Origin of the sequence: Burkholderia sp. IMCC1007 (assembly GCF_027257875.1) — a bacterium.
Classification (GTDB): domain Bacteria; phylum Pseudomonadota; class Gammaproteobacteria; order Burkholderiales; family Burkholderiaceae; genus Burkholderia.
On the sequence record NZ_JAPVQY010000021.1, the window covers coordinates 94,100 to 116,405 of the forward strand.

13 protein-coding genes and 1 pseudogene are annotated in these 22,306 nt (G+C 68.6%); 8 read left to right on the forward strand and 6 right to left on the reverse strand.

The annotated features are described in order from the left end of the window. Positions 1–48: 48 nt before the first annotated feature. Positions 49–1,536, reverse strand: a complete 1,488-nt coding sequence (locus tag O1Q03_RS19545) for a polyhydroxyalkanoate depolymerase (RefSeq protein WP_269505509.1) — start codon at positions 1,534–1,536, stop codon at positions 49–51. A gap of 208 nt (positions 1,537–1,744) precedes the next feature. Further along, positions 1,745–3,574, reverse strand: a complete 1,830-nt coding sequence (locus tag O1Q03_RS19550; RefSeq protein ID WP_269505510.1) for a glycoside hydrolase family 15 protein — start codon at positions 3,572–3,574, stop codon at positions 1,745–1,747. A 165-nt stretch (positions 3,575–3,739) separates the two neighbouring features. Between O1Q03_RS19550 and O1Q03_RS19555 the strand changes: the two genes are divergently transcribed. After that, positions 3,740–4,993 (forward strand): lactonase family protein, encoded by a 1,254-nt coding sequence (locus tag O1Q03_RS19555; protein WP_269505511.1) that lies wholly within the window; start codon positions 3,740–3,742, stop codon positions 4,991–4,993. A gap of 91 nt (positions 4,994–5,084) precedes the next feature. Here O1Q03_RS19555 and O1Q03_RS19560 read toward each other — a convergent pair whose 3' ends face one another. Beyond that, positions 5,085–9,260, reverse strand: a complete 4,176-nt coding sequence (locus O1Q03_RS19560; RefSeq protein ID WP_442865814.1) for a DNA translocase FtsK — start codon at positions 9,258–9,260, stop codon at positions 5,085–5,087. Between the two features lie 106 nt (positions 9,261–9,366). Here O1Q03_RS19560 and O1Q03_RS19570 point away from each other — a divergent pair, with 106 nt between their 5' ends. Then, on the forward strand, positions 9,367–10,170 hold the full coding sequence (locus tag O1Q03_RS19570) for a hypothetical protein (protein WP_269505525.1): 804 nt from the start codon (positions 9,367–9,369) through the stop codon (positions 10,168–10,170). A 251-nt stretch (positions 10,171–10,421) separates the two neighbouring features. On the opposite strand, the gene O1Q03_RS19575 is transcribed toward O1Q03_RS19570, so the two are convergent. Further along, the gene (locus tag O1Q03_RS19575) at positions 10,422–10,967 is read right to left on the reverse strand and encodes an META domain-containing protein (protein ID WP_269505512.1); all 546 of its coding nucleotides are present in this window, start codon (positions 10,965–10,967) and stop codon (positions 10,422–10,424) included. Between the two features lie 216 nt (positions 10,968–11,183). Between O1Q03_RS19575 and purT the strand changes: the two are divergent. The 4 genes and pseudogenes from purT to O1Q03_RS19595 all read left to right on the forward strand — a co-directional run bounded on the left by purT (position 11,184) and on the right by O1Q03_RS19595 (position 15,141). Beyond that, a pseudogene (purT, locus tag O1Q03_RS19580) lies at positions 11,184–12,397 on the forward strand (formate-dependent phosphoribosylglycinamide formyltransferase). Between the two features lie 21 nt (positions 12,398–12,418). Then, positions 12,419–12,622, forward strand: coding sequence for a DUF6726 family protein (locus O1Q03_RS19585; protein ID WP_269505513.1), 204 nt, complete (start codon positions 12,419–12,421; stop codon positions 12,620–12,622). Between the two features lie 92 nt (positions 12,623–12,714). After that, positions 12,715–13,095, forward strand: a complete 381-nt coding sequence (locus O1Q03_RS19590) for an MliC family protein (protein WP_269505515.1) — start codon at positions 12,715–12,717, stop codon at positions 13,093–13,095. Positions 13,096–13,593: 498 nt separating this feature from the next. Continuing rightward, positions 13,594–15,141 (forward strand): DEAD/DEAH box helicase, encoded by a 1,548-nt coding sequence (locus tag O1Q03_RS19595; protein ID WP_269505517.1) that lies wholly within the window; start codon positions 13,594–13,596, stop codon positions 15,139–15,141. A 265-nt stretch (positions 15,142–15,406) separates the two neighbouring features. Here the strand turns inward: O1Q03_RS19595 and gluQRS are convergent, their stop codons facing one another. Continuing rightward, positions 15,407–16,300, reverse strand: coding sequence for a tRNA glutamyl-Q(34) synthetase GluQRS (gene gluQRS / locus O1Q03_RS19600; protein ID WP_269505519.1), 894 nt, complete (start codon positions 16,298–16,300; stop codon positions 15,407–15,409). A 22-nt stretch (positions 16,301–16,322) separates the two neighbouring features. Continuing rightward, positions 16,323–17,177, reverse strand: a complete 855-nt coding sequence (locus O1Q03_RS19605; RefSeq protein ID WP_269505520.1) for a sulfurtransferase — start codon at positions 17,175–17,177, stop codon at positions 16,323–16,325. Between the two features lie 223 nt (positions 17,178–17,400). Between O1Q03_RS19605 and dnaE the strand changes: the two genes are divergently transcribed. Together dnaE and O1Q03_RS19615 are read left to right on the forward strand one after the other, a co-directional pair. Beyond that, positions 17,401–20,934 (forward strand): DNA polymerase III subunit alpha, encoded by a 3,534-nt coding sequence (dnaE, locus tag O1Q03_RS19610; protein ID WP_269505521.1) that lies wholly within the window; start codon positions 17,401–17,403, stop codon positions 20,932–20,934. Positions 20,935–21,189: 255 nt separating this feature from the next. Then, a complete protein-coding gene (locus O1Q03_RS19615; RefSeq protein WP_269505522.1) occupies positions 21,190–22,278 on the forward strand; it encodes a glycosyltransferase family 9 protein in 1,089 nt (362 codons plus the stop codon). The last annotated feature ends 28 nt before the right edge of the window (positions 22,279–22,306 follow it).

Sequence of the window (22,306 nt, forward strand, 5' to 3'; positions counted from 1 at the left end):
CCGCCGTGCGCAAGCAACGGCGGCGTTTTTGCGTCGGAACGCGGTGCGTCAGGCGGCCTTGCGGGCTCGCAGGGCCTTCGCGCGCGTGCCGCCTGCGCGTTTCGCGGCGGGCGCGGGCTTCGCGGCCGGCGTCCTGGCGGGAGCGACGGCCACGGCCGGCGCTTTCGCGCGCGTGCGTTTCGCGGCGGCTGCGCGCGCCGTCGTTTCCGGCTGTGGCGCGGCGGCCGGCACGCCGCCGATCGCGGTCGCGTCCTGTGCATCGACCGGCAGCTTCGCCGCGCCGTCCTTCGGGTCCGCCGCGTGCTCGCGGATGAAGTCGCGCAGTTGCGGGTAGATGATCGTGCGCCAGCGGCGGCCCGAGAAGATCCCGTAGTGACCGCACTTCTCGGCGGTCAGGCTGCGGCGATCGTCTTGCGGAATGCCCGTGCACAGCTCGTGCGCGACGTGCGTCTGGCCGCTGCCCGAGATGTCGTCGAGTTCGCCTTCGATCGTCATCAATGCGGTGTGCTTGATGTCCTGCGGACGCACGCGTTCACCTTCGACGTCCCACGTGCCTTCCGCGAGCCGGAATTCCTGGAACACGACGCGAATCGTCTCGAGGTAATACTCGGCAGCCATGTCGAGCACCGCGTTGTACTCGTCGTAGAACTGACGGTGCGCTTCGGCGTCCTCTTCGTCGCCGCGCAGCAGGCTCTGGTAGAAGTCCCAGTGCGATTGCGCGTGGCGTTCCGGGTTCATTGCGACGAAGCCCGTGTGCTGCAGGAAGCCCGGATACACCTGGCGGCCTTCGCCCGGATAGTTCGCGGGCACCGTGTGGATCACGTTGTTCTCGAACCATGCGGTCGAGTGTTGCGTGGCCAGCGAGTTCACCGACGTCGGGCTGCGGCGCGCATCGATCGGGCCGCCCATCATCGTCATCGTGAGCGGCGTGTCCTCGCCGCGGCTCGCCATCAGCGAGATCGCCGCGAGCACCGGCACCGTCGGCTGGCACACGGAGATCACGTGCAGGTTGCGCGCGCCGATGTGACGGATGAATTCCTGGATGTACGCGATGTAGTCGTGCAGGTGGAACGGGCCGACCTCGACCGGCACCATCCGCGCGTCGATCCAGTCGGTGATGTACACCTTGTGATCCTGCAGCAGCGTGCGCACGGTGTCGCGCAGCAGCGTCGAGTGGTGGCCCGACAGCGGCGCGCAGACCAGCACGACCGGTTCGTCCTTCAACTGCGTGACGGCGTCGGCGTCGTCCGAATAGCGCTTGAAGCGCAGCAGGCGGCAGAACGGCTTCTCGATGATCGTCTGCTCGACGATCGGGATGTTATGGCCGTCCTTGACGATCTGATGAAGGTTGAATTCGGGCTTCTCGTAGTCCTTGCCGAGCCGGTACATCAGTTCGTACGCGGCCGCCATCCGCGTCGCGCCGGGCATCAGCGAGAACGGGCTGGAGGGATTGGCGAACGATTTGGAAGCGGCCTGGGCCCAGGCCGTGAGCGGGCTCAGCATGGCCCGCTGGAATTCGTGCAATTGGTAAAGCATGCAGACAACTCCCGCGTGGGGGACGGTGCGGGCGGCGTGGGGCGTCGCGGCGTGCCGTGTGGGTCAGCGACCGGCCATGTTGCAGTGCGGCCGGACAATCGAATCGATCATATCGGACAACGATGAATGTTGCAATGCAACAATTGCGCGATTTTTCATCAAACCTTTGCGAATTGACGTTCTCTGAAGAAGCCGCCCCACCGCCCGATCACCGCCCCGTCGCCACGGCGGGCGCCGGCTGGCCGGCCGCACGCGCCATCGCCTCTTCGTGGTGCATCAGGTTCATCGCGGTATGCACGAGCGCCACGTGCGAGAACGCCTGTGGGAAATTACCCACGAGCCGCCCGTCCACCGGATCGTATTCCTCGGCGAGCAGCCCGAGATCGTTCGACAGCGAGAGCAGGCGGCTGAACAGCCGATGTGCGTCGTCGATCCGGCCGAGCAGCGCGTAGTTGTCGACCAGCCAGAAGCTGCACGCCAGAAACGTGCCTTCGCCGGGCGGCAGGCCGTCGTCGTACTCGGTCGTGCGGTAGCGCATCACGAGCCCGTCGTGCAGCAATTCCCGTTCGACAGCATCGACCGTGCCCACGACGCGCGGGTCTTCCGGCGGCAGGAAGCCGAGCAGCGGCATCAGCAGCACGCTCGCGTCGAGTTCGTCGCTGCCGTAGCTCTGCGCAAATGCCTGCTTGCCTTCATGCCACGCGTTGTCGCATACGTCCGCGTGGATGCGGTCGCGCAGCGCGCGCCAGCGGTCGAGCGAGCCGGGCAGCCGGAACATCTCGGCCGACTTGATCGCGCGGTCGAACGCGACCCATGCCATCACCTTCGAGAACGTGAAATGGCGGCGGCCGCCGCGCGTTTCCCAGATACCCTCGTCGGGCTCCTGCCAGATCTTCTCGAGATGGTCGAGCAGCGAGCACTGCACGGACCACACGGTGTCGTCGGCCTGCAGGCCGCCCACGCGCGCGAGGTGCAGCGCGGCCATCACTTCGCCGAACACGTCGAGCTGGAGCTGGTTCGCCGCGCCGTTGCCCACGCGCACCGGCTTCGAGTCCTGATAGCCGGGCAGCCAGTCGAGCTCCATTTCCGGCAGCCGGCGTTCGCCCGCGATCCCGTACATGATCTGAATCTGCTCGGGCGAGCCGGCCATCACGCGGCCAAGCCAGGTGCGCCACGCGCGCGCCTCGTCGTAGTAGCCGCCGCGCATCAGCGCGAGCAGCGTGATCGTCGCATCGCGCAGCCAGCAATAGCGGTAGTCCCAGTTCCGGTTGCCGCCGATCTTCTCGGGCAATGACGTGGTGGGTGCGGCGACGATGCCGCCGGTCGGCTCGTACGCGAGCGCCTTCAGCGTGATCAGCGAGCGGCGCACCGCGGCCGCATAGCGGCCCTGCACCTGGCAGCGCCCCGACCATTCGAGCCAGTAGTTCTCGGTGCGGGCGAGCATCGACAGCGGATCGCGCGCGGGCGGCAGCCGCAGGTGCGACGCCGCATAACCGAGCGAGAACGGAATGCGTTCGTCGGCGCTCACCGTGAATTCGGCGAGCGTATGCAGGTTCTTGCCGGTGAGCGCCACCGGCGTGCGCAGCACGACCGTGTCGGGACCGGCGATTGCTTTCATGCCGTTTTCGCGGGACAGCTGCGTGACCCACGGGATCGAGAAACCGTAGTCGAAGCGCAACACCAGTTCCATGCGCATCTTCATCGTGCCGTGACGGCCGACGACGATCCGCACGAATTCCGACCAGCCGTTGCCGGGTGGCATGAAGTCGATCACGGTGACGGCGCCATCGGCGCTCTCGTAATCGGTTTCGAGAATCAGCGTGTCGCCGCGATAGCGGCGCGTGGTGTGCGTGATGGCGGCGTCGGCGGCCGGCGCGAGCAGCCAGCGGCCGTGCTCGGGGGTGCCGACCAGCGCCGCGAAACAGGCGCCCGAATCGAAGCGGGGCCAGCACAGCCAGTCGACGGAGCCGTCTTTTGAAACCAGCGCGGCGGTATGGCCGTCGCCGACGAGGGCGTAGTCTTCAATCAAGGCGGGCATGGGCAAGCGGTCCTTGGATATTCGAGTTCACAATGCAGGCTGCGGCGCCCGGGCTTCACGTGCCGGCATCGCGCCCCGTATACTTGGCCGGGCGGCGGAGCGCATGGACGGCCGGCGTTTCGTCCTATCTCAACACTTGAAGCGACTCGATGCAAGGAGGATTCAATGCCCAGCCGTTTACGCGTGCATGACGCACGCGCTTCGACACGAGGGTTCCCGCTTAGGCTCGCTCACTGGATGAAAGGTTTCGCGATCGTGCTGTCGCTGTCCGCGAGCCACGCGTTCGCGCAGCAGACGGCGGCACCGGCCGACGGCGTCTACAACCTGCTGGTCGGCACCTATACGGGGCACGGCAGCGACGGGATCTACGTGTATCGCTTCGATACCAGAACCGGCAGCGTCGCGCCCCTGTCGTCGGCGAAGACGGTGAATCCGTCCTATCTGTTGCCGAGCCGCGACGGTCGCACCGTCTACGCGGTCAACGAGCTGCCCGGCGACAACGGGCCGGCCACCCAGCGCGGCGGCGTCAGCGCGTTCAGCTTCGATGCGAAGACGGGCGCGCTCACGTTCATCGACCGCGTGTCGTCGGAAGGGAACGACCCCTGCTATCTCGCGCTGTCGCCGGACGGCAAGTACCTCGTCACGGCCAACTACTCGGTCGCGGCCGACCCGGGCGGCAGCTTCGCGGTGTTCCCGATCCGCGACGGCGGCGCGGTCGGCGCGGCCGTGCTGACCGTGCATCACGAGGGCACCGGGCCCGTGAAGGGGCGCCAGGACGGCGCGCACGTGCATTCGACCGTGTTCTCGCCGGATGGCCGCTACCTGTTCGTGCAGGATCTCGGCGCGGACAAGATCTACGGCTATCGCTACACGGTGGACGGCAGCCGCGGGCTGATCAGCCCGACCGATACGCGCTACACGCCCGTGAAGGCCGGCTCCGGCCCGCGTCACATGGTGTTCAGCGCCGACGGCCGGTTCGCGTACGTGACGAGCGAGCTCAACGCGTCGGTCGAGGTGTTCGGCTATCACGACGGCAAGCTGACGCCGGTCGAGGTCCAGCCGATGACGGTGCCCGGCTTCAAGGGCAAGGTCGGCGGCGGCGCGATCCACCTGTCGCCGGACGGCCGCTTCCTGTACGCGAGCAATCGCGGCGACGTCAACGACATCGTGATCTACGCGGTGAACAAGGCCGACGGCCGGTTGAAGACGGTCGGCCGCCAGTCGAGCCTCGGCAAGACGCCGCGCGAGTTCCTGATCGACCCGACCGGCAAGTGGCTGATCGTCGGCAACCAGGACAGCGACACGTTCTACGTGTTCAGCCGTGACGTCGAAACCGGACAGCTCGGCCCGAATCCGCAGAAGGTCGCGGTCGGCAGCCCGGTCGATTTCAAGCTGGTGCCCGTGGCGCAGTCGATGTAAAAAAGGGCGCTGCCGATGCAGCGCCCTTTGTCTGTCGGGCGGCCGCATGCGCGGCGCGCCCGCTGCGGTGGCGGCCGCTGGGCCGTCGCACTCAGTCGGCCGCGGCCGGCACTAGCACCTCGCGGCTGCCGTTGATGCCCATCGACGACACGAGGCCGGCTGCTTCCATCTGCTCGACGAGGCGCGCGGCGCGGTTGTAACCGATGCGCAACTGCCGCTGCACCGACGAGATCGACGCGCGCCGCGTGCGTACGACGAACGCGACGGCTTCGTCGTACAGCGGATCGGCTTCCGCATCCGGCGCTTCGCCGAACAGGTCCTGCGTCGCGCCATCGGCGGCCGGGCCGTCGAGAATCCCTTCCTCGTACTGCGGCTCGCCGAACTGCTTCAGGTATTCGACGATCCGGTGCACTTCCTCGTCCGCGACGAACGCGCCGTGCACGCGTTGCGGATAGCCGGTGCCCGGCGGCAGGAACAGCATGTCGCCCTGGCCGAGCAGCGATTCGGCGCCCATCTGGTCGAGAATCGTGCGCGAGTCGATCTTCGACGACACCTGGAACGCGACGCGCGTCGGGATGTTCGCCTTGATCAGGCCCGTAATCACGTCGACGGACGGCCGCTGGGTCGCGAGGATCAGGTGGATGCCGGCCGCGCGCGCCTTCTGCGCGAGGCGCGCGATCAGCTCTTCGATCTTCTTGCCGGCGACCATCATCAGGTCGGCCAGCTCGTCGATCACCACGACGATCAGCGGCAGCGTCGACAGCGGTTCGGGATCGTCAGGCGTCAGCGAGAACGGGTTGCCGATCTTCTTTTCCTTCGCCTGCGCATCGCGGATCTTCTGGTTGAAGCCCGCGAGGTTGCGCACGCCAACCGCCGACATCAGCCGGTAGCGCTTCTCCATTTCGCCGACGCACCAGTTCAGTGCGTTCGCCGCGAGCTTCATGTCGGTGACGACCGGCGCGAGCAGGTGCGGGATCCCTTCGTAGACCGACAGCTCGAGCATCTTCGGGTCGATCATGATGAGCCGCACGTCTTCCGGCGTCGCCTTGTACAGCAGCGACAGGATCATCGCGTTGATCGCGACCGACTTGCCCGAACCCGTCGTGCCCGCGACCAGCATGTGCGGCGCCTTCGCGAGATCGGTGACGACCGGGTGACCGGTGATGTCCTTGCCCATCGCGATCGTCAGTTGCGACGTCGAGTGCTGGTACTGGCGCGATTCGAGGATCTCCGACAGGCGGATCATCTGGCGTTTCGCGTTCGGCAGTTCGAGGCCCATGCAGGTCTTGCCGGGAATCGTCTCGACGACGCGGATCGACGTGAGGCCGAGGCCGCGCGACAGATCCTTCATCAGGCCGACGATCTGGCTGCCGCGCACGCCGAGCGCGGGCTCGATCTCGAAGCGCGTGATCACCGGGCCGGCCGATGCGCCGACGACCGTCACCGGCACCTTGAATTCCTGCAGCCGCTGTTCGATCACCTGGCCCGTCTGCGCGAGATGCTCTTCGGAGATCGGCTGGACGTCGTCCGATGCGGGCTCGAGCAGGTCGAGCGTCGGCAGTTCGACGTTGAATGACGCGGGCGCGTGGAATTCGAATGCGTTCGGCCGCGGGGGGCGTGCGGGCGGGGCCGAGGCGTCGGCGGCCGGGGTGGGCGGTTCCGCGGGTGTTGCCGGCGTTGCGGTTGTTGCGGTTGTTGCTGTTGTTGCGTCGGCCGGCGGTGGCAGGATTGCGTCGGCGATCGTTGCGGCTGCGAGCGGAGCGGTGGTGATGGCCGGTGCGGCGACGCCGGCCGACGCAGGCGTTGCGCTGGCGGTGGACAAGGACCAGCTCGGCGGCGTTGCAGCGGCGGCGGGCGGCGGCGTGTACGGCTGCGCCGGGGCCGAAGATGCCGGCGCGATCGACGGCGTGGGTATTGCGGCGCCCAGGGTTGCGCTTGTTGCGAGGGCGCCCGGCAATGCCGACACCGCCGGGGTGACGGGCGACGGCGAGACTGTCGGCGTAGCGGTTGTGGCAACCGCTGCCAGTGGTGGCGTAGCGGTTGCGGCAACCGATGCGAGCGTGCTGGCGGTCGCGACAGGTGTGCTGCCGAACGTGGCGGGCGTAGCGGCTGAGGGCGTGCCTGTCGTGGCCGGTGCGCCGGACGACGGTGCCGTCACGATTGCCGCGGCGGGCGGCGGCAGGGTTGCCGGCTGTGTCGCTCCGGTCGGCACGGTCGCTGTGTTGATCGCGGGAGTGTCGACGGCGCGAGTCCACGATGCAGTCGAACCCGTGGCCGATGCGGTCGACGTCGTAGCAAGCGGGGCGCTCGACGGTGCGGACGGCGTCGCGGTTGCCGCGGGGCGCGCAGTGCTTGCGCTCGGTTGCGACGCGGTTGTGCTGAATGACGTGCTGATTGGTGCGGAGGGCGCGGACGGGGCGGGCGCGGAAGGTTGCGCCGCGGACAGGCCGATGGTGCTCGTCGCAGGCGTCGGGGTAGGCGCGGCTGCGGTCGCCGGTGCGGGGGAGCGCGTAACCGCGGCGGATACCGGATCGGCAGCGGCGCCGATCGTCGACGATGCGGCAGGCGCGATGGCCGACGCAGTGAGAGACACGCGATTGCCGGAACCTTCCACGGTGCTTGTCACACCAGTCGGTGCGGTCGGTGCGGTCGGTGCGGTCGGTGCAGACGGTGCAACCGATGCAACGGCCGATGCCGGTGCGACCGCTTGCGACGTCGAACCCGATGCCGCGTGAGTCGTGCCGCCATACGAAAGCGTCGCAGCGGCAGGCGTGCGATCCGGCGCAATTGCCGGTGCGGGCGTAGCCGAAACGGGCGCGATGACCGGCGCGGCGACAGGCGACGATGTACCGGCGGCCGAAGCGGCCGAAGCGGCCGAAGCGGTCGAAGCGGTCGAAGCAGTCGACGCAGGCGAAGCGGTCGAAGCAGTCGAAGCGGTCGACGCAGGCGAAGCGATCGACGCAGGCGAAGCGATCGACGCAGGCGAAGCGGTCGACGCAGGCGAAGCGGTCGACGCAGGCGAAGCGGTCGAAGCAGGCGAAGCGGTCGAAGCAGGCGAAGCGGTCGAAGCAGGCGAAGCGGTCGAAGCAGGCGAAGCAGGCGAAGCAGCAGCGAACGGGTGGCCCGACGACGGCGCGGCGGCCGCGGCATCAGCCGAAGCCGGTTCGGCGCTCGCGGAAGCCGACGGCGCTGGCGTGGCGCGCATTGCCGACGTCGTTGGGCGTTCCGTGCCTGCGGCCAGCGGCGCAGCGTCTGCAACGCTTTCTGCAACGTTTTTCACGGCCGCATCGTTCTTCCACACGGTTCCCGCCGCGGAGCGGGTCGGCGCCGTGCTCGACGTGGTGACGGCGGTGCCGGCCGCCGCGACTGGCATCGCGTCGGCAAGCGCGCGCGCCGGTGTTTCCGCAACAGGCGAAACCGGAAGAGGAGAGGGCGTCGCCACGCGCTCGGCGGCCTTCGCACCATCCGCACCACTTGCGTTGTTCAGGACGTCACGCGCGGTGTGCGTCGAATTGACCGACGCGCTGCTATCGGCGGAGACCGCGATTTGCGATTCGAACGGGGCGCCGATGCTGGTGGCGACCGCTGCTGCGTTCGCATCGGAGTTGCGACCCGTATCGCCTGCAGCGGACGTGGCGGCGATCGAAGCCTGTCCGGCAGCGATCGGGGCACCGCCAATCGCCGGCGAAGCGGCAATCGGGTTCTTCTGCGACGCATCGATCGCGGCAAACGGCGGGCTGACGATGTCTTCCCACGGTGCAAAGTCGATGGGGGCATTGAACACCGGTGCGGCGGGCGCGTCGGCGACATGCCGACTCTCGTCGTTCGCTTGGTGTGTCGGCGCTTCGATGTCGCCACGGAGGTCCGACACCGTCGGTTGCGCTGTGTGGCCGGATGCCGTCACACCCGTAGCGACAGCGTGAGCGCGCTCGCTCGGCTCCGCGGGCATGAACGCATCGAGCACGATCGGTGCGTTGTCGTCGTATGCCGGCGCAGCGTCGTGTTCGTCCGGGCGGCCCGTGTCGGGTGGCGTGACCCGCGGCGCAGCCGGCACGAACCCGCCCGGCACCGCGGTCGAAGCAGACGCGGCGTCACTGCTTGCCGCTGCGCTCGCTCCCGCTGTGCCCGCGGCGGTTGCGTTCGCATTCGATCCACGCGTCGGGCGGGTGTCATCCAGCGTCGCCCACTGGGCGGTGCTTGCCTCGATCGAGCGCAGCGTGTCGTGAACGCTCGGCGACGGCGTGATCGGCTCCGCCGGCTGTTGCACCCACGCGTAGAGCGGTGCGCGTGCGGGCGTCGGCGGCGCGGCGCGGCGTCGTGCCGCATCGGCCGACTGGCCGGGCGCACCCGTTCCCGTCGCCGGGCGTGCAGGCGTGCGCGGCGGCGTCGTGCTGACGGGCCGCGGCGTGACCGAGGTACGCGGCGGCGCCGGCTGTTTCAGCGCGGCGGCGGCAGGGCGGACGGCGGTCGGCCGTGGCCGTACCGGTTCGAACCCGGCCGGAAGCGGCGCGGGCTCCGGACGCGGCACTTGTGCGTTCGCCGCGGCGCGCGCGAGGCTCGCGGTGCTGCCGGTCGTCGGCGGCGGCAGCGGGCTGGTCGTGGTCGGCACCTGCGGCGTCGGCACGCGCTTGGCCGGCGTCGGCTTCAGCCAGCCGGACGGCGCGACGGGCTCCGTGAGCGGACGCGGCGCGGCCTTGCTGCGCGGTTTCGGTCGCGCTTGCGGATCGGGCTTCCACAGCGTCGGACGCGAATACCGTCCGTTCTGCCGGGGCGCCATCGGATTGACCGTGTGCGCGGTGGTCGGCTGCACGAGGTCGTCGTCGCGGTGCAGTGCGCTGCGCGGCAGGTCGGCGACGCCGCGTACATCGTCGTCGTCGACGTCGCGCGCGAGTTTCACGCCGAACGACGTGTCGACCCACGCGGCGAACTGCCGCCAGCCGATACCGGTCAGCCAGGGCAGCCCCGCGAGCAGCAGCACGGCCATCGCGACCGGCGTGCCGATCGGGCCGAGCACGTGCGCGAAGCCCGTCGAGAACGCGTGGCCGAGCCCGTTCGTGTCGGGGCCCGAGAACGGGCTCGTCAGCGTGCAGCTTGCGACGAACACGGCCGCGAAGCCGAGCCACAGGCGAATCGAGCCGCGGCCGGCGAGTCCGCCGCCGCCGGGCAGCATCGCCTGAACGAGACGCCAGAAGAGAAGAAGGAACCAGACGGCGGAAATGCCGAACCAGCCGAAGACAACCGTATGCATGCTGTGATGAAACAGGAAGAGGGCGGGGAGCGCGATGCGCGACCCGCCGAGTTTAACCGGCCGACGAACAGGAATTTAAGGCAGCATCGACGCGCGGCTGCGCGTGCCGGCCGCGGGACGCAGGCGTCCGGTATCCGCGCGCGGCAAAGGCGGCCGGTCGGCCTTCGCGCGCGCGTTGCATCAGGGGCTCCGGCGCGTGAAGGTCAGCGTTGCACCGGCTTCGGTCACGATCTGCAACTGCTGCGGGTCGCGCATCTGCACGCCGGTCTTCTGGATGTGCGCGAGCGCGTCGAGGTACGCGTGTTCGAGTTCGCCGCCGAGCGCATTCGGGCAGGCCATGCGCGTGCCGGCGAGCGGGCCGAAGCTCAGCAGGCCGTTCTTCAGCGCGTAGGTTCCCATATAGCGATTGCAGCCCGAAAAACCGCTTGCCTGCCGGATACCCGATTGGGTGGACAGCGCGAGCTTGATCGGCTCGCCGTTGTCGCCGTGCGGAATCGTGCGCGGCGTGCCGTCGGCGTTCAGCCAGTTCGTGAGTTCCCAGCTCGTGTCGTCGAGCAGTTGCACGGCGGCGGGGTTGTACGGGTCGGGTGCGGGGGCGGCGGAATCGGGGTGAGTCGGCATCGCGCAGGCGGCGAGAAGCGTGGCAAGCGTCAACGCGCAGAGCGGCGCGCGCAACGGGCGAAGCAGGCCGGTGCGTGCGCGTGCGGCTGCGAACAGGTGGGACATGAGCCTCGTTCCTCATCGGATTCTGATCAAGGCGTAAGAGTAACGCACCCGCCCCGCGCGAGGCGAGCCGACACTTCACACGTGAAAACGTTCGCAGTCCGACCGCGAGCGTCGCGCGGCGTGGCGGCTGCGCGACGAAACCGCCCGAACCGGCGCGGATGCGCGTGTTAACATCGAAGCCGTTTTCGTCCTCCAACAGAACCAGCGGGAAATCACATGCAGATCGGTCAGCGGCTCGGTACGCCGCTTTCTCCGTCGGCCACGCGCGTCATGGTGCTCGGCGCCGGCGAGCTCGGCAAGGAAGTCATCATCGCGTTGCAGCGGCTCGGTGTCGAGGTCGTCGCGGTCGACCGCTACCCGGACGCGCCGGGCCATCAGGTCGCGCATCGCGCGCACGTGATCGACATGACGGACGCCGCCGCGCTGCGCGCGATCGTCGAGGCCGAACGCCCGCACCTGATCGTGCCCGAGATCGAGGCGATCGCGACCGACGCGCTCGCGGCGATCGAGGCGGCCGGCCTCGCCGAGGTGATCCCGACCGCGCGCGCGACGCAGCTCACGATGAACCGCGAAGGCATCCGCCGGCTCGCGGCCGAGGAGCTCGGGCTGGCGACGTCGCCGTATGCGTTCGCGGAGTCGTTCGACGCGTTCAGCGCGGCCGTCGCGAAGATCGGGATGCCGTGCGTCGTGAAGCGGTGATGTCGTCATCGGGCAAGGGGCAGTCGGTCGTGCGGACCGACGCCGACATCAAGCCCGCATGGGACTACGCGATGGCCGGCGGCCGCGTGAACCACGGCCGCGTGATCGTCGAGGGTTTCATCGATTTCGAATACGAGATCACGCAGCTGACCGTGCGCGCGATCGATCCGGCGACGCTCGACACGCGCACCTACTTCTGCGAGCCGGTCGGCCACGTGCAGGTGGCGGGCGACTACGTCGAATCGTGGCAGCCGCAGCCGATGAGCGCGGCCGCGCTGGAAAAGTCGCGCGAGGTCGCGCACAAGGTGACCGAGGCGCTCGGCGGGCGCGGGATGTTCGGCGTCGAGCTGTTCGTGCGCGGCGACGAAGTCTGGTTCTCCGAGGTGAGCCCGCGGCCGCACGACACCGGTCTCGTCACGCTCGCGTCGCAGCGCCAGTCGGAGTTCGAACTGCACGCGCGCGCGATTCTCGGGCTGCCGGTCGATCCGACGCTCGGCTCGCCGGCCGCGTCGGCGGTGATCTACGGCGGGCTCGACGAGCGCGGCATTGCGTTCGAAGGCGTGCGCGACGCGCTGGCGGTGCCGGGCGCCGACCTGCGCCTGTTCGGCAAGCCGGAGAGCTTCGCGAAGCGGCGCATGGGCGTCGCGCTCGCGACCGGCGCGAACGTCGACGAAGCCCGCGACCGCGCGAAGCGCGCGGCGGCGGCCGTGCGGCCCGTGTCGACGCGCTGACCGGCAAGCCGGGAGAAAACGATGGCGTCGACGTGGTTGCATGTCGGAACGATTCGACGGGTCGGCAGGCTGGGTGCCGCGCTGGCACTCGTCGCGAGTCTCGCGGGTTGCGGCCTCGCGGCCGCGCCGTGCCGGATCGCATCGGCGGGGCTGAAGATCGTGCCGCTCGTCGGCCACGTCGCGGCCGCACCGACCGACGCGTGCGCCGACGTCATCGATCCCTGAGCGAAGCCCGCTCGAAGAACCCGAATATCCAACGATAAACGACCGCGTGCCCCGCGAGGGCACGTTTCCACCCGTCTCGTGAGAGGACCTGCATGATTCGCCACACCTTCGCCGCGCTTGCGCTCGCCGGCACCGCCGTTTCCGTCGCGCATGCCGCACAACTGACCGTCGAGGAAGTCGACGCCGATGCGCGCCAGACTGCCGTGTACCAGTGCGCGAACCAGAAGCAGCCGGTGCGTGTGTCGTACTGGCACGCGGGCAACGCCCAGAGTTTCGCGCTGGTGCCGGTCAACGGCCAGCAGCTGCTGTTCGTCGATACCGTGTCGGCGTCGGGCGTGCGGTACCAGGCCGGGCGCTATACGTGGTGGACGAAGGGCAAGGAAGGGACGCTGCGCGACGAGATCGCCGATCCGAAGTCGCCGCCGCTGCTCGGCGACTGCGTGCAGGTCGAGAAGAAAAAGAAGAAGGGCTGATCGCCGCGCGCGATCGGACGGGCAGGCCGATGCGTGGGAAGCGGTGCGGCCGGGTAGGCGGGGGCGGAGCGGTGATCCGGCTCGTCTGCCGTCCGCCGTGAGCCGTGAGCCGTGAGCCGTGAGCCGCCAGCGGCCAGCCACCAGCCGCCAGCCGCCAGCCGTCCGCTGGCTGCGGGCCAGCCAACCAGCCCGGCAGCGACCCGGTCGGCTGAAGCGACCCCGAATTTCACCCACTGTCCGATCGGGATAGCCCGAACGGATCTCGCATCGACCCGCGCCGGGCGTGCCGGCCTCCGCCGCGAACCGCCACCGTGGCCGTTCGCGGCGTTGTCACGGACAGATGGCTGCGCAGTGCTACAATACGGCCCTTTCCGCCGGCATTCGCGCCGAACGGAGTCCGCACGGCCTGATGGGAGCCCGACGTTCGAGTCGAACCGGTCCCAAGCGCCAGAGCGGCGCCGCGCGGCGCGCCGCGGCTCCGTCTATTTCCGAATTGTGATGAGCGCAGGCCCGGCCGGCCTGACGCACGATGTCCCCGCCGCGCCTTTTGAGCGAAACGCCACCATGTCCGATTCTGTCGCCAAGCCCGTCGACGCAACCTTCGATCAATTCGGCCTTGCCCCCGATATCCTGAAAGCCATTGTGGAGCAGGGCTATACGACGCCGACGCCGATCCAGGCGCAGGCCATTCCGGTCGTGCTCGCCGGCCGCGACGTCATGGGCGCCGCGCAAACGGGTACCGGCAAGACCGCGAGCTTCTCGCTGCCGATCATCCAGCGGCTGCTGCCGCAAGCCAACACGAGCGCGTCCCCGGCGCGCCATCCGGTGCGGGCGCTGATCCTCACGCCGACCCGCGAACTCGCCGACCAGGTCGCCGCGAACGTGCACGCGTATGCGAAGCACACGCCGCTGCGCAGCGCGGTGGTGTTCGGCGGCGTCGACATGAACCCGCAATCGGCCGAACTGCGCCGCGGCGTCGAGATCCTGATCGCGACGCCGGGCCGCCTGCTCGACCACGTGCAGCAGAAAACGGCCAATCTCGGCCAGGTCCAGATCCTCGTGCTCGACGAAGCCGACCGGATGCTCGACATGGGCTTCCTGCCCGACCTGCAGCGCATCCTGAACCTGCTGCCGAAGGAGCGCCAGACGCTGCTGTTCTCGGCTACGTTCTCGGGCGAAATCAAGAAGCTCGCATCGACCTACCTGCGCAACCCGCAGACGATCGAGGTCGCGCGCAGCAACTCGACGAACGCGAACGTCACGCAGATCGTCTACGACGTCGCCGAAGGCGACAAGCAGGCGGCCGTCGTGCAACTGATGCGCGAGCGCGGGCTCAAGCAGGTGATCGTGTTCTGCAACAGCAAGATCGGCGCGAGCCGCCTCGCGCGCAATCTCGAGCGCGACGGCGTGGTCGCGTCGGCGATCCACGGCGACAAGACGCAGCTCGAGCGGATGCAGGCGCTCGACGCGTTCAAGCGCGGCGAGATCGAGGCGCTGGTCGCGACCGACGTGGCCGCGCGCGGCCTCGACATCGCCGAACTGCCGGCGGTGATCAACTTCGACCTGCCGTTCAGCGCGGAAGACTACGTGCACCGGATCGGCCGTACCGGCCGCGCGGGGGCGACGGGCGACGCGCTGTCGCTGTGCAGCCCGAACGAGCGCAAGCAGCTCGCCGATATCGAAAAGCTGATCAAGCGTCCGCTCGACGTGCAGACGCTCGCGCTGACCAAGCCGGCGCGTCATCGTCACGACGAGCGCGGCGAGCGTGGTGAACGCGGCGAGCGCGGCGGCGAACGCGGCGGCCGCCGCGAGCGTGAAGAGCATCGCGGTGCGTCGGCGCGTCGCCCGGGTGGTTCCGAGCGCGGCCATCACCGCCGCCATGAAGCGCCGGTCGACGATTTCTTCCTGAAGCCGTACGAACCGTCGGCGTCGGCGAAGCAGCCGGAAGAACCGAGGTCCGAGCAACAGCCTGAGAAGAAGGGGCCGAAGCGTCAGGTCGCCGCACTGCTCGGCGGGTTCGGGATGCCGCGCAAGCCGTCGGCATAAGCGGCGGAATACGTCGCGGAATACGCAGCGGAGCGGCGCGCGAGTGCCGCCGAAGAAGACGGGTGCATGCGATGAGCATGTGCCCGTTTTTCATTGGGCGAGACGATTTGAAGCGGCGGCGATTGCCTGCAGCGCGGATTTCGACGCGTTGCGGTGTCGTTGTCGGCGAGTGCGGCGTTGCGGCTCTGTCACGCCGTCACGCGACTGAATTCAGCATGGATGGCTGCAACGGGCGGCTACTGCGAGCCGGTGCCCGGCGAGCCGCTCAGCCGGCCCGCGGCCCGAAGCGGCGGGCCCACGCCGCGGTGGCGGCCGCGTAGAACGCATCCAGCGTATTGCCCGCTGGCTCGCCATCGGCCGTCAGGCCGAGATGCGCGGCGGCGGCCCGCAGCGCCGGCAGCGGATCGTCGCGCTGGAGCGCGGTCGCACCCGTCTGCTTGCTGAGCTTTTCGCCGTTGGCGTCGACCACGACGGGAACGTGCAGGTAGGTGGGTGTCGGCACGCGGAGACAGCGTTGCAGATAGATCTGGCGTGCGGTCGAATCGAGCAGGTCGGCACCGCGCACGACGTGCGTGATGGCTGCGTCGGCGTCGTCGACCACGACCGCGAGCTGATAGGCCCACTGGCCGTCCGCGCGCTTCAGCACGAAATCGCCGACTTCGGTTGCCAGGTTCTGCGATTGCGTGCGCTGCCAGCGGTCGTCGAACGTGACGATGGCGTCGGCGCCGTCCGGCACGCGCAGTCGCCATGCACGCGCAGGCTTGCCGTGCAGGCCGGTGCGGCAGGTGCCCGGATAGGCGAGCGTCGTATGGCGCTCGTGTGCCGCGCGCAGCGAATCGGCGATTTCCTTGCGCGTGCAGCCGCACGGATACACGAGCCCCGCGGCGCTGAGCTGCTCGAGCGCGAGCGCATAGTGCGCATCGCGCGTGCTTTGCCACACGGGCGGCTCGTCGGGCGTCATGCCGAAATGCGCGAGCGTCGCGAGGATGTCGTCGGCGGCGCCCGGCACCGTGCGCGGGCCGTCGATGTCCTCGATGCGCACGAGCCACGTGCCGCCGTGCGCGCGCGCATCGAGCCAGCTCGCGAGTGCGCCGACCAGCGAGCCGAAATGCAGCGGGCCGGTGGGCGACGGCGCGAAGCGGCCGCGGTAGCCGTTCATCGGGGCGCGGAGCGGCGTGCGCTTACGCGGCGCTGGCCGCCTGCGCGCAGGCCGGGCACGACTTGCCGGGCACGTAGCTCGGCGATTGCTGCGCTTGCGGCGTGACGACCGCGCGACACGCGAAGCACGTGACGTTCTCGGTCGGCTGCAGTTGCGGGTTCAGCGCGGTGCGGTAGTCGAACACGAAGCAGTCGCCGTGATAGTGCGCGCCGCCGACTTCCTCGAAATACTTGAGGATCCCGCCTTCGAGCTGATAGACGTTCTCGATGCCGATTTCCTTCATGTGGATCGCGGCCTTCTCGCAGCGGATGCCGCCCGTGCAGAACGACACGACCGTCTTGCCCTCGAGATCGGCGCGGTTCGCGTCGATCACTTCCGGGAACTCGCTGAACTTGTCGATCCGGTAGTCGAGCGCGTCGTCGAACGTGCCGACGTCGACCTCGAACGCATTGCGCGTGTCGAGCATCACGACCGGGCGGCCCGCGTCGTCGTGGCCGCGATCGAGCCACGCCTTCAGCGTGCGCGCGTCGACCGACGGCGCGCGGCCGAGCTCGGGCTTGATCGCGGGCTTCTTCATCGTGATGATCTCGCGCTTCAGGCGCACGAGCATCCGGCGAAACGGCTGCGAGTCGGACAGGCTCTCCTTGAACTGCAGCGTCGCGAACTTGCCTTCGAACAGCGGATCGTGGCGGAGGTAGTCGATGAACGCGTCGGCCGCTTCGCGCGTGCCGGCGATGAACAGGTTGATGCCTTCCGGCGCGAGCAGGATCGTGCCGCGCAGGCCGAGTTCGTTGCAGCGGGCGGTGACGAGCGGGCGCCATTGCTCGGTCGCGTCGAGCGACACGAAGTGGTAGGCGGCGAGGTTGACGATGGTCATGATGGTCCGACGGGAAAACGGCCGCGGCCGTGCGGCGGTGCGCACGGCGGCCCCGCAAAAAAGGGTGCGAAGCCGGGGCGAAGATTCGAAAACCCGTATTATCCCGCAAACCGGGCATGCACCGGCACCCGGCCGTTCGGCCGACGTCGCGCGCATCGGCCGAACGGCCGGGCCGGGGGATTTTTTGGGCAGCCTGCGCGACGACGCGGCTACAATAACGCCCATGTCAGATCCCCGCTTCGTCCATCTTCGCGTTCACTCCGAATTCTCGATTGCCGACGGCATCGTGCGTCTCGACGACATCGTCAAGGCGGCGGCCGCGGACGGCCAGGGCGCGCTCGCCCTCACCGATCTCGGCAACGCATTCGGCCTCGTCCGTTTCTACCAGGAAGCCCGCGGCAAGGGCATCAAGCCGATCGCCGGCTGCGACGTCTGGATCACCAATCCGGACGATCGCGACAAACCGTCGCGCCTGCTGCTGCTGGTGAAGGACAAGGTCGGCTACCTGAACCTGTGCGAGCTGCTGTCGAAGGCATGGCTCACCAACCAGTACCGCGGCCGCGCGGAACTCGACGCGAGCTGGCTCGACGGCGAGCTGTCGCAGGGGCTGCTCGCGCTCTCGGGCGCGCAGCAGGGCGACATCGGGCTCGCGCTCGCCGCCGGTAACGAGGAAGCGGCGCGCCGTCATGCCGAGCGCTGGGCGAAGGTGTTCCCGGGCGGCTTCTACATCGAGCTGCAGCGTTACGGCCAGCCGGGCGCCGAGGCGTATATCCAGCAGGCCGCGACGCTCGCCGCGGCGCTGCAGCTGCCGGTCGTCGCGACGCATCCGACGCAGTTCATGACCGACGATGATTTCACCGCGCACGAAGCGCGCGTGTGTATCTCGGAAGGCGACATCCTCGCGAACCCGCGGCGCCAGAAGCGCTTCACGACCGATCAGTATTTCCGCACGCAGGACGAGATGGTCGCGCTGTTCGCCGACCTGCCGTCGGCGGTCGCGAACACGGTCGAGATCGCGAAACGCTGCAACCTGAAGCTCGAGCTCGGCAAGCCGAAGCTGCCGCTGTTCCCGACGCCGGACGGCATGTCGCTCGACGATTACCTGGTCCAGCTGTCGAAGGAGGGGCTCGAGAAGCGTCTCGAACAGCTGTATCCGGACGCCGCGGAGCGCGACGCGCAGCGCGACACGTACTACAAGCGGCTCGAATTCGAGTGCGGGACCATCACGAAGATGGGCTTCCCGGGCTACTTCCTGATCGTGGCCGACTTCATCAACTGGGCGAAGAACAACGGCGTGCCGGTCGGGCCGGGCCGCGGCTCGGGCGCCGGTTCGCTGGTCGCGTACGCGCTCGGCATTACCGATCTGGATCCGCTGCGCTACAACCTGCTGTTCGAGCGATTCCTGAATCCGGAACGCGTGTCGATGCCCGACTTCGACATCGACTTCTGCCAGCACGGCCGCGATCGCGTGATCCAGTACGTGAAGGAAAAATACGGCGCGGACGCCGTGTCGCAGATCGCCACGTTCGGCACGATGGCCGCGAAGGCGGCCGTGCGCGACATCGGCCGCGTGCTCGATCTCGGCTACATGTTCACCGACGGCGTCGCGAAGCTGATCCCGTTCAAGCCGGGCAAGCACGTGACCATCGCCGACGCGATGAAGGAAGAGCCGCAGCTGCAGGAGCGCTACGACCACGAGGACGAAGTGCACCAGCTGCTCGATCTCGCGCAGCGCGTCGAGGGCCTCACGCGTAACGTCGGGATGCACGCGGGCGGCGTGCTGATCGCGCCCGGCAAGCTGACCGATTTCTGTCCGCTGTACACGCAGGGCGACGACGGCGGCGTCGTCAGCCAGTACGACAAGGACGACGTCGAAGCCGTCGGCCTCGTGAAGTTCGACTTTCTGGGTCTCACGACCCTGACGATCCTCGACTGGGCCGAGCGCTACATCCGCCGCCTCGATCCGACGAAGGCCGACTGGTCGCTCGCGCAGGTGCCGCTCGACGATCCGGCGTCGTTCCAGATCCTGAAGAAGGCCAACACGGTCGCGGTGTTCCAGCTGGAAAGCCGCGGGATGCAGGGCATGCTGAAGGATGCGCAGCCCGACCGCTTCGAGGACATCATCGCGCTCGTGTCGTTGTACCGTCCGGGCCCGATGGACCTGATCCCGAGCTTCTGCGCGCGGAAACACGGCCGCGAGAAGGTCGAATACCCGGATCCGCGCGTCGAACCCGTCCTGAAAGAGACCTACGGCATCATGGTCTATCAGGAGCAGGTGATGCAGATGGCGCAGATCATCGGCGGCTACTCGCTCGGCGGCGCCGACTTGCTGCGTCGCGCGATGGGCAAGAAGAAGCCCGAGGAGATGGTCAAGCACCGCGAGATCTTCGCCGAGGGTGCGGCGAAGAACGGCCTCACGCGCGAGAAGTCCGACGAGATCTTCGACTTGATGGAGAAGTTCGCGGGCTACGGCTTCAACAAGTCGCACGCGGCGGCCTACGCACTGCTCGCGTATTACACCGCGTGGCTGAAGGCGCACCATCCGGCCGAATTCATGGCGGCCAACATGACGCTCGCGATGGACGACACCGACAAGGTGAAGATCCTGTTCGACGACTGCGTCGTGAACAACCTCGTCGTGCTGCCGCCCGACATCAATCAATCGCATTACCGCTTCGAGCCGGTTGCGGAAGCCGACGGCAAGCGTTCGCGCACGATTCGCTACGGTCTCGGCGCGGTGAAGGGCAGCGGCCAGAACGCGATCGAGGAAATCCTGCGCGCGCGCGAGGAAAAGCCGTTCACCGACCTGTTCGACTTCTGCGAACGGATCGATCGGCGCATCGTCAACCGCCGCACGGTCGAGGCACTGATCCGCGCCGGCGCATTCGATTCGCTGAATGCGAACCGTGCGCAGTTGCTCGCGTCGGTGCCGCTCGCGATGGAAGCGGCCGAGCAGGCCGCGGCCAACGCGATGCAGGCCGGCCTGTTCGACATGGGCGCCGAGTCGCCGCACGCGCATGCGCTCGTCGACGAACCCGCGTGGGACGACAAGAAGCGCCTGCAGGAAGAGAAGGGCGCGCTGGGCTTCTACCTGTCCGGCCACCTGTTCGACGCGTATCGCGATGAAGTGCGCCGGTTCGTGCGGCAGAAGGTCGGCGACCTGAAGGAAGGGCGCGACAAGCTCGTCGCGGGCATCATCGCGTCGCTGCGCACGCAGATGACCCAGCGCGGCAAGATGCTGATCGCACTGCTCGACGACGGGTCAGGCCAGTGCGAGATCACGATCTTCAACGAGCAGTTCGAGGCGAACAAGGCGCTGTTCAAGGAAGACGAACTGCTGATCGTGCAGGGGCAGGCGCGCAACGATGCATTCACGGGCGGCATCCGCTTCACGGCCGACACGGTGATGGATCTCGAGCGCGCACGCAGCCGCTACGCGCAGGCGGTGCGGCTGACGATGAACGGCAATGCCGACGCGGCGGTGCTGCGCCGCGTGCTGGAGCCGCACGTGTCGAAGGACGATCCGGCCGCCGCGAACGTGGTCGACGCGCCCGCGCCGCGCGGCGGCGGACGCGAAGGCGGCCGTCGCCCGCAGGCGCCGCTGCCGAACGGGCTCGCGGTCCAGATCCACTACAGCAACGCGCGCGCGCAGGGCGAAATGCGGCTCGGCGACGCGTGGCGCGTGAAGCCGAGCGACACGCTGCTCGCGGAGCTGCGCGCGACGTTCGGCGGCAGCATCGTCGAAATCACGTACTGAGCGCATCGCGCCGGCGGGTGTCGCACTATGCGGCCCGTCGCATCGCCATCGTGCGGTGCGACGGGCCGTTTTCATTTGCGCGGATGCTTGGGGCTGTCATCCGGACGCTATACAATCCGTCGCGCGACGCGAACGCGTCGCTGAAAGCGACCGAGCGCGATCAAGCGTGATCAAGCGCGACCAGGCCGACACGGAGCAGCACACCATGCTGCCGGCGCGGTACGCGACGATAAAAACCGACAGCTACACCACACAATGGCCAACGGGAAACCGACGGGGCGGATCCTCGTGATCCGGATTGATTTTCTGGGCGACATGCTGTGCACGACCGCTTTTCTCGGCGAGCTGAAACAGCGCTGGCCCGACGCGGAACTGCACGTCGTCGCGAACCGCTACAACGCGGCCGCACTGGCCGGCAATCCGCACGTGCATACGATCCATACCTACGTGTACAGCCGTCAGTGCGAGCGCAACGATCGTCCGGGACGGATGCGCGCATTCTTCGACCGGCTGCGGCTCGTACGCCGGCTGCGCCGCCTGCGGTTCGATCTCGTGGTCGTGCCGAACGGCGGCATGCATCGCAGCAGCGTCCAGCTCGCGCGGCAACTCGGCGCGAAGGATTGTCGCTGGCACGATGCGGATTCCGAATTCGACGATCGCAAGCCCGAGCACGTCGCCACGCGGCCGATGTGTCACGAGGCGCTGTCGGGTTTTCGTCTCGTGCCCGAACTCGGCCGTACCGATCTCGACGGCCTCGTGCTGTCCGTCTACCCGGACCGCGCGCTGCAGGACACGTGGTTCCGGCTGCTCGGGCCGCGCACCCAACCGCGCGTCGGGCTGTTCGTGTCGAACAAGGCGGCCGAGCGGCGCTGGCCCGCCGAGCGGTGGTGCGAACTCGGCCGGCGACTCGCGCCGTTCGCCGACGTGATCGTGTTCCGCGATCCGGCCGGTGCGGCCGACGCCGACCGCGACGCATGGCGCGATGTCAAAGCCCGCCACGTCACGCCGTCGTCGGTCGCCGAGCTGACGGCGGCCGCGAGCCTGCTCGACGCGATCGTGTCGGCCGACAGCGCACCCGTGCATCTCGCGTCGGCACTCGGCGTGCCGGTCGCCGCGCTGTTCGAGGATCGTCCCGAGAAATACCTGCGCTGGCATCCGCTCGGCGTGCCCCACACGATCCTGCGGGCGGGTGCGACGGTCGATGCGATCGGCGTCGACGCGCTCGAGCGCGCGGTGCGTCACCTGCTGCGCCAGACCGGACACCGGGACGAGACGACGCGCGACGCGATGCCGCTCCCGGTCGCGCCGAGCGCGGAACGCCAGGTCGACGCGATCGTTTCGTAGCACCGGACCTGCGGCCCGCGGGGACGCG